This window comes from Pseudomonas sp. AK-TSAG1-1, assembly GCF_056821665.1.
Genome location: NZ_CM165965.1, coordinates 3,141,499 through 3,152,625 on the forward strand (window position 1 = coordinate 3,141,499; position 11,127 = coordinate 3,152,625).

Annotated in this window: 10 protein-coding genes; 5 read left to right on the top strand and 5 right to left on the bottom strand. The window is 61.7% G+C overall.

Annotation, left to right across the window (positions count from 1 at the left end; genetic code table 11):
* The first annotated feature begins 172 nt into the window (after positions 1-172).
* The 5 genes from AC1UK9_RS13965 to AC1UK9_RS13985 all read left to right on the top strand — a co-directional run bounded on the left by AC1UK9_RS13965 (position 173) and on the right by AC1UK9_RS13985 (position 5,881).
* Positions 173-1,837: an AMP-binding protein gene (locus tag AC1UK9_RS13965; protein WP_482577685.1), complete on the top strand. Its 1,665-nt coding sequence runs from the start codon at positions 173-175 to the stop codon at positions 1,835-1,837.
* A 15-nt stretch (positions 1,838-1,852) separates the two neighbouring features.
* Entirely contained in the window at positions 1,853-2,614 is a 762-nt protein-coding gene (locus AC1UK9_RS13970; protein ID WP_482577687.1) for an SDR family NAD(P)-dependent oxidoreductase, read from the top strand.
* Positions 2,615-2,626: 12 nt separating this feature from the next.
* Positions 2,627-3,820: an acetyl-CoA C-acyltransferase gene (locus AC1UK9_RS13975; protein WP_482577688.1), complete on the top strand. Its 1,194-nt coding sequence runs from the start codon at positions 2,627-2,629 to the stop codon at positions 3,818-3,820.
* A 144-nt stretch (positions 3,821-3,964) separates the two neighbouring features.
* Positions 3,965-5,092, top strand: a complete 1,128-nt coding sequence (locus tag AC1UK9_RS13980; protein ID WP_025109815.1) for an acyl-CoA dehydrogenase — start codon at positions 3,965-3,967, stop codon at positions 5,090-5,092.
* A gap of 15 nt (positions 5,093-5,107) precedes the next feature.
* The gene (locus AC1UK9_RS13985) at positions 5,108-5,881 is read left to right on the top strand and encodes an enoyl-CoA hydratase (RefSeq protein WP_025109814.1); all 774 of its coding nucleotides are present in this window, start codon (positions 5,108-5,110) and stop codon (positions 5,879-5,881) included.
* 100 nt (positions 5,882-5,981) lie between these two features.
* Here AC1UK9_RS13985 and AC1UK9_RS13990 read toward each other — a convergent pair whose 3' ends face one another.
* From AC1UK9_RS13990 to AC1UK9_RS14010, 5 genes are all read right to left on the bottom strand, one after another.
* A complete protein-coding gene (locus AC1UK9_RS13990; protein ID WP_025109813.1) occupies positions 5,982-7,133 on the bottom strand; it encodes an acyl-CoA dehydrogenase family protein in 1,152 nt (383 codons plus the stop codon).
* A 3-nt stretch (positions 7,134-7,136) separates the two neighbouring features.
* Positions 7,137-8,243 (bottom strand): enoyl-CoA hydratase/isomerase family protein, encoded by a 1,107-nt coding sequence (locus tag AC1UK9_RS13995; RefSeq protein ID WP_482577689.1) that lies wholly within the window; start codon positions 8,241-8,243, stop codon positions 7,137-7,139.
* A gap of 185 nt (positions 8,244-8,428) precedes the next feature.
* The gene (locus AC1UK9_RS14000; RefSeq protein WP_025109811.1) at positions 8,429-9,118 is read right to left on the bottom strand and encodes an HPP family protein; all 690 of its coding nucleotides are present in this window, start codon (positions 9,116-9,118) and stop codon (positions 8,429-8,431) included.
* Positions 9,119-9,272: 154 nt separating this feature from the next.
* Complete coding sequence (locus AC1UK9_RS14005) at positions 9,273-10,451, bottom strand: MFS transporter (protein WP_482577690.1); 1,179 nt, start codon at positions 10,449-10,451, stop codon at positions 9,273-9,275.
* A gap of 125 nt (positions 10,452-10,576) precedes the next feature.
* On the bottom strand, positions 10,577-11,095 hold the full coding sequence (locus tag AC1UK9_RS14010; protein WP_482577692.1) for a GNAT family N-acetyltransferase: 519 nt from the start codon (positions 11,093-11,095) through the stop codon (positions 10,577-10,579).
* Between the last annotated feature and the right edge of the window lie 32 nt (positions 11,096-11,127).

Consider the following 11,127-nt stretch of genomic DNA (forward strand, 5'->3'; position numbering starts at 1 on the left):
GGAGGGGGCTTGCTCCCGAAGGGGCCAGTCCCGGCGACACATCTGCGCAACCTTGGCCAAACCAGTCATCCAACTTGATGGCTTTGACCATTGCCGCATCCGCGCTGCAGCGCGACTATCCCTCTGTTGTTTACGGTTCCCAGCCTAATAAAAACACAGAGGGATTCTGGCAATGCGCGATTACTTGTCTGCCACCGAACAGTTCAACTATCAACACACTGTGGACGCTGCGCTCAGCGGCTCGCTGGAGGCGCTCAACGCCTGCGTCGAATGCTGCGACCGCCACGCCTTGCCGGGGCGCATCGCACTGTTCTGGGAGGGGCGCGACGGTGCAAGCGCTACGTACACCTTCAGCGATCTGCAGGACAAAGCCGCACGTTTCGCCAATTTCCTTCTCGCCCAGGGCGTGCAGAAGGGCGACAAGGTCGCCGGCCTGCTGCCGCGCAATATCGAATTGCTCATCACCGTGTTCGCCACCTGGCGCATTGGCGCGGTGTATCAACCTCTGTTTACTGCCTTCGGCCCCAAAGCCATCGAACATCGCCTGAACAGTTCCGGCGCCAAAGTGGTGGTCACCGACGCCATCAATCGGCCGAAACTCGCTGAAGTCGCCGCTTGCCCGACCGTGGTCACCGTCGGTGGCGCCAAAGGCGAGGGCATCGTCCGCGGCGATTTCAGTTTCTGGGCTGAGCTGGCCAACTATTCCAGCGTCTGCGAACCGGTCCTGCTGACAGGCGAAGACCCGTTCCTGCTGATGTTCACTTCAGGCACCACTGGCCCGTCGAAAGCGCTGTCAGTGCCGCTCAAGGCCATCGTCGCATTCCAGAGCTACACCCGCGATGCGGTGGATCTGCGCCCCGAAGACTCGTTCTGGAACGTCGCCGACCCGGGCTGGGCCTACGGTATCTATTTCGGCGTCACCGGCCCGATGTCGATGGGGCACCCGATCACCTTTTACGACGGTCCGTTCACCCTCGAAAGTACCTGCCGGGTGATCAACAAATATGGCATCACCAACCTCACCGGCTCGCCGACGGCGTATCGCCTGTTGATTGCCGGCGGCAACGAGTTCGCCAAGTCGATCAAGGGCAGGCTGCGCATCGTCAGCAGCGCCGGCGAGCCGCTGAACCCGGAAGTGATCCGCTGGTTCGCCGACAACCTCGGTGTGGTCATTCACGACCACTACGGCCAGACCGAACTGGGCATGGTCCTGTGCAACCACCATGGCCTGGAACACCCGATCCACCTCGGCGCCGCCGGTTTCGCCTCGCCGGGCCATCGCATCGTGGTGCTCGACGAGCAGCACACCGAACTCGGCGTCGGCCAGCCTGGCATTCTCGCCATCGACCGTACTCAATCGCCGATGTGCTGGTTCGGCGGCTACGAAGGCGTGCCGACCAAAGCCTTCGTCGGCAACTATTACCTGAGCGGCGACACCGTGGAATGGAACCCGGACGGCAGCATCAGCTTCGTCGGGCGCAGCGATGACGTGATCACTACGTCGGGCTACCGCGTGGGGCCGTTCGACGTTGAAAGTGCACTGATCGAGCACCCGGCGGTCGTCGAGGCGGCAGTGGTCGGCAAGCCGGACCCGGAGCGCACCGAACTGGTCAAAGCCTTCGTCGTGCTCAACCCGCAATACCGCGCGGAACCCGCGCTGGCTGAAGAGTTGCGGCAACACGTGCGCAAGCGTCTGGCCGCGCATTCATATCCGCGTGAAATCGAATTTGTCAGCGAATTGCCGAAAACCCCAAGCGGCAAATTGCAGCGCTTTATCTTGCGCAACCAGGAAATCGCCAAGGCTCAAGAGGCCGCGGCGCACAACGTTTCAGCTTGAATCAGGAAGTCAGTCATGCAGATCGAAAACAAGGTTTTTATCGTCACTGGCGGCGCGTCCGGCCTGGGCGCGGCCACCGCTGAATGGCTGGTCAACGCCGGCGCCAAAGTGATGCTGGTGGACATGAACGCCGAAGCGCTTGCCGCGCAGGCCCAACGCCTCGGCGCGCAAAGTGTTGTCGCTGATATCAGCAACGAAGCCGCCGCCGAGGCCGCGGTGCAGGCGACAGTCAAAGCCTTTGGCAGCCTCAACGGCCTGGTCAACTGCGCCGGCATCGTCCGTGGCGAGAAGATCCTCGGCAAGAACGGCCCGCACGCGCTGTCCAGTTTTGCCCAGGTGATCAACGTCAACCTGATCGGCAGCTTCAACATGCTGCGCCTGGCAGCAGCGGCCATCGCCGAGAGCGAAGCCAACGCCGACGGCGAGCGCGGGGTGATCATCAACACCGCGTCGGTGGCGGCGTTCGACGGCCAGATCGGCCAGGCGGCGTATTCCGCCTCGAAAGGCGCAATTGCCAGCCTGACCCTGCCGGCTGCCCGTGAACTGGCGCGCTTCGGCATCCGCGTGATGACCATCGCCCCGGGCATTTTCGAAACCCCGATGATGGCCGGTATGACCCCGGAAGTCCGTGAGTCGCTGGCCGCTGGCGTACCGTTCCCGCCGCGCCTGGGCAAACCTGCCGAGTACGCCGCACTGGTTCGGCATATCATCGAAAACAGCATGCTCAATGGTGAGGTGATCCGTCTCGACGGCGCCTTGCGCATGGCCGCCAAGTAAGGAGGATTTGTCATGACTATTTCCAACGATCCGATTGTTATCGTCAGCGCCGTCCGCACCCCGATGGGCGGTTTTCAGGGCGAACTGAAAAGCCTCACCGCCCCACAACTCGGCGCTGCCGCGATCAAGGCTGCAGTGGAACGCGCCGGGGTTGCCAGCGACGCGGTCGACGAAGTGCTGTTCGGTTGCGTATTGCCGGCCGGCCTCGGCCAGGCGCCTGCACGCCAAGCTGCACTGGGTGCCGGACTGGATAAATCCACCCGTTGCACCACGGTCAACAAGATGTGCGGCTCGGGCATGGAAACCACCATTCTCGCTCACGACATGCTGATCGCTGGCAGCGCCGATGTGGTGATTGCCGGCGGCATGGAAAGCATGTCCAACTCGCCTTACCTGCTGGACCGTGCCCGCGCCGGTTACCGCATGGGCCATGGCCGGGTGCTCGACTCGATGTTCCTCGACGGCCTCGAAGACGCCTATGACAAGGGTCGCCTGATGGGCACCTTCGCCGAAGATTGCGCCGAAACCAACGACTTCAGCCGCGAAGCGCAGGATGCCTTTGCCATCGCCTCGACCACCCGCGCCCAGCAGGCGATCAAGGATGGCAGTTTCAAGGCGGAAATCGTGCCGCTGAGCGTAACTGTTGGCAAGGAACAGGTCCTGATCAGCAACGACGAGCAGCCGCCAAAAGCCAAGCTGGACAAGGTCGCCTCGCTGAAACCGGCGTTTCGTGAAGGCGGCACAGTGACGGCGGCCAACTCCAGTTCGATCTCCGATGGCGCGGCGGCACTGGTGCTGATGCGCCAGTCGCAGGCGCAGAAACTCGGTCTGAAACCACTGGCAGTGATTCACGGTCACTCGGCGTTTGCCGACACCCCGGGGCTGTTCCCGGTGGCGCCGATTGGTGCGATCAAGAAGCTGGTGAAGAAGACCGGTTGGGCGTTGAACGAGGTCGATCTGTTCGAAATCAACGAAGCGTTCGCCGTGGTCGCAATGGCGGCGATGACCCATCTGGAAATCCCCCACGACAAACTCAACGTGCATGGCGGCGCCTGCGCCCTAGGCCATCCGATCGGTGCGTCAGGTGCGCGGATTCTGGTGACCTTGCTTTCGGCCCTGCGCCAGAAAGGCTTGAAACGCGGGATTGCGGCAATCTGCATCGGCGGCGGTGAAGCCACGGCGATGGCCGTGGAATGCGTTTACTAAGATCAACACCCATCCCGATTGTGGGAGGGGGCTTGCTCCCGAAGGCGGTGTGTCCTTCAGAGATTATTTGACTGACACGGCCTCTTCGGGAGCAAGCCCCCTCCCACAATAAATAGGGGGTTTGACTAGAATTAAGGACTCACCATGATTCCCAACGAAGACCAGACCCAGATCCGTGACATGGCCCGGCAGTTCGCCGAGGAACGGCTGAAACCGTTCGCCGCCGAGTGGGATCGCGAGCACCGTTTCCCCAAGGAAGCCATCGGCGAGATGGCCGAACTGGGCTTCTTCGGCATGCTGGTGCCGGAGCAGTGGGGCGGCTGTGACACGGGCTATCTGGCTTACGCCATGGCCCTGGAAGAAATCGCCGCCGGCGACGGTGCCTGCTCGACCATCATGAGCGTGCACAACTCGGTGGGCTGCGTGCCGATCCTCAAGTTTGGCAACGACGACCAGCGCGAACGTTTCCTCAAACCGCTGGCCAGCGGCGCCATGCTTGGTGCCTTCGCGCTGACTGAACCACAAGCCGGTTCCGATGCCAGCAGCCTGAAAACCCGCGCACGCCTTGAAGGCGATCACTACGTACTCAACGGCTGCAAACAATTCATCACCTCCGGGCAGAACGCCGGGATCGTGATCGTGTTTGCCGTGACCGACCCGAGCGCCGGTAAACGGGGCATCAGTGCGTTCATCGTGCCCACTGATTCGCCTGGCTACAAAGTCGCCCGGGTCGAAGACAAGCTCGGCCAGCACGCCTCGGACACCTGCCAGATTCTCTTTGAAGACGTGAAAGTGCCGGTTGCCAACCGCTTGGGCGAAGAGGGCGAAGGCTACAAGATCGCCCTGGCCAACCTTGAAGGCGGACGCGTCGGCATCGCTTCGCAATCGGTGGGCATGGCCCGCGCTGCGTTCGAAGCGGCCCGCGATTACGCCCGTGAGCGCGACACCTTTGGCAAACCGATCATCGAGCACCAGGCCGTGGCCTTCCGCCTCGCCGACATGGCCACGCAGATCGCTGTCGCCCGGCAAATGGTGCATTACGCTGCCGCCCTGCGTGACAGTGGTCAGCCAGCCCTGGTCGAAGCCTCGATGGCGAAACTGTTCGCCTCGGAAATGGCCGAGAAGGTCTGCTCGATGGCGCTGCAGACGCTGGGCGGTTACGGTTACCTCAACGACTTCCCGCTGGAACGCATCTACCGCGATGTGCGTGTCTGCCAGATCTACGAAGGCACCAGCGACATTCAGCGCATGGTTATTTCGCGCAATCTCTGACAAGGAATCTTGCCCATGACTTACGAAACAATTCTGCTGGAAAACCACGGCCGCGTCGGTCTGATCACCCTGAACCGCCCGCAGGCGCTCAACGCCCTGAATGCGCAACTGGTCAGCGAAGTGAACCACGCCCTCGATGGCCTGGAAGCGGATGCGAACATCGGCTGTATCGTCATCACCGGCTCGAAAAAAGCGTTCGCCGCCGGTGCCGATATCAAGGAAATGGCCGAGCTGACCTACCCGCAGATCTACATGGATGATCTGTTCAGCGACAGCGATCGCGTGGCCAACCGACGCAAGCCGATCATCGCGGCAGTCAACGGCTTCGCCCTCGGTGGCGGCTGTGAACTGGCGCTGATGTGCGACTTCATTCTGGCCGGCGACAATGCAAAGTTCGGCCAGCCGGAAATCAACCTCGGCGTGCTCCCGGGCATGGGCGGCACCCAGCGCCTGACCCGTGCCGTGGGCAAGGCCAAGGCCATGGAAATGTGTCTGAGCGGGCGTTTGATCGATGCAGTCGAAGCCGAGCGTTGCGGCATTGTCGCGCGGATCGTGCCGAGCGATGAGTTGTTGGACGAAGCGCTGAAAGTCGCTGCAGTGATCGCCAGCAAATCGCTGCCGATTGCGATGATGGTCAAGGAAAGCGTCAACCGTGCTTTTGAGGTCAACCTGACCGAAGGCGTGCGCTTCGAGCGCCGGGTGTTCCATGCGGCGTTTGCCACCCAGGATCAGAAGGAAGGCATGGCGGCGTTTGTGGCCAAACGGGCGCCGGAATTTCAGGGCAAATAATGCGTTGACCTGACTGACGCCTTCGCGAGCAAGCCCGCTCCCACAGTGGATCTGCGTCGTACGCAAAGTCCCTGTAGGCGTGAGCCTGCTCGCGATGCTTCTAGAGCTGGTAGTTCTTCAGTTCACGCGCAATCACCATGCGCTGAATCTCGCTCGAGCCTTCGTAGATCTGAGTAATCCGCGCGTCGCGGTAGTATTTCTCGACCGGATAATCCTCCAGGTACCCATACCCGCCATGAATCTGAATCGCCGAGGAGCAGACCTTCTCGGCCATCTCGGACGCGAACAGCTTGGCCTGTGAAGCTTCCGACAGGCACGGTTTACCCGCCGTGCGCAGACGCGCCGCGTGCAGGATCATCAAGCGTGCCGCGTTGATTTGCATGTGCATGTCGGCCAGCAGGTTGGCGATGCTCTGGTGTTCGTTGATCGGCTTGCCGAACTGGATGCGTTCACGCGAGTAAACCAGCGCTGCTTCAAACGCGGCCCGGGCAATGCCCAGGGCTTGTGCGGCGATGCCGATGCGTCCGCCTTCGAGGTTGGACAGGGCAATCGCCAGGCCCTTGCCACGCTCGCCGAGCAGGTTAGCCTGGGGAATGCTGCAGTTGTTGAGCGTCACGGCGCAGGTGTCGGAGGCGCGGATGCCCATCTTGTGTTCGGTACGGTCGACGATGAAGCCCGGGGTATCGGTGGGCACCAGAAACGCGGAGATGCCTTTCTTGCCCAGATCCGGATCAGTCACCGCAAATACGATTGCCAGTTTCGCCCGTTTGCCGTTGCTGACGAATTGCTTGGCGCCGTTGATCACCCACTGGCCGTCACGCAGTTCGGCGCGGGTGCGCAGGTTGTGCGCCTCGGAGCCGGCTTGCGGTTCAGTCAGGCAGAAGCAGCCGATGGTCTGACCGCTGGCGAGGTCGGCCAGCCAGGTCTGTTTCTGCTCTTCGCTGCCGTAATTCATGACCGGCCCGCAGCCCACCGAGTTGTGGATGCTCATGAACGCGCCGGTCGCGCCGTCACCGGCAGAAATCTCTTCCACGGCCAAGGCGTATGCCACGTAATCGACGTAAGTGCCGCCCCATTCCTCGGGCACCACCATGCCCAGCAGGCCCAGTTCGCCCATCTTCGCCACCAGCGCGTCGTCGATCCAGCCGGCTTTTTCCCAGGCTTGCGCATGGGGCGCGATTTCGCCACGGGCAAAGTCCCGGGCCATGTCGCGGATCATCACTTGTTCTTCAGTCAGTTCGAGATCGTGCATGGCTCAGCTCCCGCTCTCAGTAAACCCGTGGAAAAAACTCGCGACGTGCCCGGCGTCCAGCGCAGCGAGGGTCGGTGGGTTCCAGCGTGGTGTCTTGTCTTTGTCGATCAGCAGGGCGCGCACGCCTTCGATCAGGTCGCCGCGTTCGAACCACTGGCGATCCAGATGCAGTTCGAGGGCGAAGCAGTGTTCCAGGCTCAGTTGCCGGCCACGGCGAAGCATCTCCAGGGTCACGGCCATTGCCAGCGGTGAGCGGGTCTCCAGCAGGTCAGCAGTGGCGGTGGCCCAGGCGTGACTGTCGGCGACCGTCACCGCACGCAGCTGCTCGACGATGCTCGGCACGTCCGGCAGGGCGAAGAAGTGGTCGATGGCCGGGCGCAGCTGTTGCAACGGTGCATCGGCCAGGGTCTGCACGCCATTTTTGGCGAGCAGGCTTTGCAGGTCCTTGAGCGGCGTGTCGTGCCATTCCAGGTGATCGAGTTGCTCGTCCAGGCTCGGCAGTTTGCTGCTGTCGACGTACCAGTCGGCCAGCCCGCAATACAGCGCATCGGCCGAGCGGATCTGCACGCCGCTGACGCCCAGATAGACCCCCAGTTCACCGGGAATCCGCGAGAGGAAATAGCTGCCGCCGACATCCGGAAAATAACCGATGGCCACTTCCGGCATCGCCAGGCGGCTCTTTTCGGTAACCACCCGCAAATCCGCACCTTGCACCAGGCCCATGCCGCCGCCGAGGACAAAGCCGTCCATCAGGGCCAGCACCGGTTTGCGGTAGTGATGAATCGTCAGGTCGAGGGCGTATTCCTCGACGAAGAAATCTTCGTGCAGCGTGTCGCCGCTTTTGAAACTGTCGTACAGGGAACGGATATCGCCACCGGCGCAGAAAGCCTTTTCCCCGGCACCGCGCAACACCACGGCCAGCACACTGGGGTCAGTGGCCCAGGCGTCGAGTTGCTGCTGCAACTGGCGAACCATGTCGAGGGTGATGGCGTTGAGACCGGCGGGGCGGTTGAGGGTCAGGTGACCGATGTGATTGCGAACCTCGGCCAGCACTTCGTTTTGCGTGGCATCCATGGACGGGGTCCGCGGGGATGAAGCCTGAGCAGTCATCACTAACTCCCTGCTTTTATTGTCTTTATTCGAGAAGCTCGCGCGCGAGCGTTAACGGATCGTAACAGTGCAAATTTGCCGTGTACAACGGGGATATGTGCAGGGGGAGTTTGCGTTTTTGCAGCAGTGCACGACTAGCCAGTGTGGCGAGGGAGCACGTTCTCTCGCCACACTGTTTCAGATGTTTATCGGGTGAAAACTTCGCCAATGCTGCGGCGTTTGGCGTGCAGCTCGCTGGCGTGAATCAGTTGTTCGAGATCCTCGGGCGTGACGTCGATAAACGCTTGCATATCCGCCAGTGCCAGTTTCAAGTCAGCGGCGGTGATGGCCTGGTTGTCGATCGGCGTCATCAATGGCGCGGGCTCGGTCGGGCGTTTCGGGTAGCGGATGCGCGTCAGGTTGTTGTAGACCAGAGCGCTGAGCAGCATGCACGCAGCGGCCAGCATCACCGGCTCCATGGCTTTCCAGTCCAGGGCGACGGTTGCCGGATCGGCCAGTACCAGCGTCAGCGCGAGCGCACCGGCCGGTGGGTGCAGGCAGCGCAGCCAGCACATCAGGATCAGCGCCATGCCTGCCGCCAGACACGCGCTGCCCAAGGTTCGACCCAGCACGTGGGCCACCAGTAGCGCGACAACACTGGCGCACAGGTAGCCGCCGATGATCGACCACGGTTGCGCGAGCGCGCCGGAAGACACAGCGAACAGCAACACCGCCGATGCGCCCAGTGGCCCGATCAGGTGATAGGCGACTTCATGGCCGAACACCTGACCGCACGCCCAGACGCTGAACAGCGTGCCCAACGCCATGCCAATGGCGGCGCGGCTCCATTCGGTGGGGCGGGTGTTGATGGCGGCGGGCAACCAGCGAGCGAGCATGTGAATCGGGTCCTTGCGCTAAATTCGGGGCAAAAAAAAGGACTTGTCCGTTTCGGAAAGTCCTCGAAGCGTTCCAACTATTGGGGGAGGAACGCGCACAGTGTGCCGTGCAAACTCGATGCTGACAAATTCATATAAATGCTGCTTCAGTGCATTATTTTTGAATTGTCGCCACACGCCGCCCACTGACAAAACACAAATACCCACCCAGCGCTGCCAGAGCGCTCAAAGCGTAGAACATGCTTGGCGCCGGCGTGTGCATCAGCAGGAACCCACACATCACCGGGCTCACCGCGCCGCCCAGCGCGGCGAGGTTCTGTGCACCGTAGTAACTGCCGCGCAGTTCTTCTGGAGCGAGAGTGTCGACAAAAAGGAAATCCGCCGGGTAGATGATCATCTCGCCGAGGGTGAAGATAAACATCGCCACGCACCAGCCAACGAGGCTGTCCGCCAAGCTGAAGCCGATCAGACCGACGATGAACAACGCGGTGCCGCCGGCAATCCAGAAGCGCAGGTGCTCGCGCTTGAGAAAACGGCCGATCTGGTATTGCAGCAGGATCACTGTGATCGCGTTGCAGGCGAGCAGGGCGGCCATGGTGTCGAGCGTCTGTTGTTGGGTGTGGGTCGCCAGCAGGTATTGCGACAGGTACAGGGTGAAGCGCCCGTGCACCAGCGTACTGAGCAGGCAACCGAGGGTAAACAGGATCATCGTGCGGTCGTTTTTCAGGATGATCAGGGTTTTCACAAAGCTTTGCGATTGGCTGGCCGACGCCAGAGGGTTTACCTCACGGGAGACGCCCAGCAACAGGAGAATGCTGCCACAGGCAATCAGGCCCGCGACGATGAACGGCACCGAGGGCCAGATCCCGGCAATCACTACGCCAATCATCGGGCCGATGGCGTAACCAATATTGGTCAGTGTGTAGTTCAGCGAAAACGCCTTGACCCGCTGGCCCACCGGCAGATTTTCACTGAGGATCGCCTTGGAGCAGATCAGGAACAGCGCTGAAGCCGTTTCACTGATGATCAGCACCAGCGTGACCAGATACAGATTTTGCGCGAAGGTCAGCAGGATCAGGCCAATGCCGCTGGAGAGCATGGTCAGGATCAACAGCCGGCGCTTGTCGAGCCGATCGATGATGTAACCGCCGTACAGCGAGAACAGCGTGGCGCTGAACACCGCGATACCCAGCAACAAACCGACATCCTGCGGGTTGAGGCCCAGTTTGTTGCTGAGGAACAGGGTCAGTAGCGGACTGATCAGCGCACGGCTGATGACGATGGTCAACGAGGTGACCATCAGGCGGCGGATCAGGCGGGAGTAAGTGGCCACGGCTGTGCAAATGTCCTTATTTTTGGGAGCGAGCCTGCTCGCGAGTGCCGGGTTTCAGGCGCCAACACAGTTGATCGAGAGGACGCTATCGCGAGCAGGCTCACGCCGACAAGGGATTTGTCGGCTCAGGGCAATATCAGGTGCATGGCGCAGCGTCGCTCGGCGGCAAAGCCATGTTCGACTTCCTTGTGCAGCGCCTCGAGCAAGTGCGCCTCAAGCTCATCCGGCGCGGCGATGACAAAGCCCATCCGCTGATAAAAAGGCGCATTCCACGGCACATCGCGAAAGGTGGTCAGGGTCACGGCACGCATCTGCCGGTGGCGCGCATGCTCAATCGCGGCCATCACCAGTTGACGACCCGCGCCTTGTCCCTGAAACGCCAGGCTGACCGACACTTCTTCAATGTGCAGTTGGTCGCCGACGTCCAGCGCGCGGATAAATCCTGCGAGTTGCGCAGTGGCGCTTTCGGCAACCCAGACGTGGGCCTGCTCGATGGCCTGGCGATGTTGTACGGCGCTTGCCACGTCACTGTCGGCGAGCCAGGCAAGGGTCGGATCGACGCGAAACAGCTCGGCGGCCGAGCGTTCGATGGCGGGGAGGGCGGATGCGTCAGTAGCCCGTGCGGGGCGAATCGTGAGGGTCATGTAAGCGGTGCCGATGGCTGCGATCGTTTGAT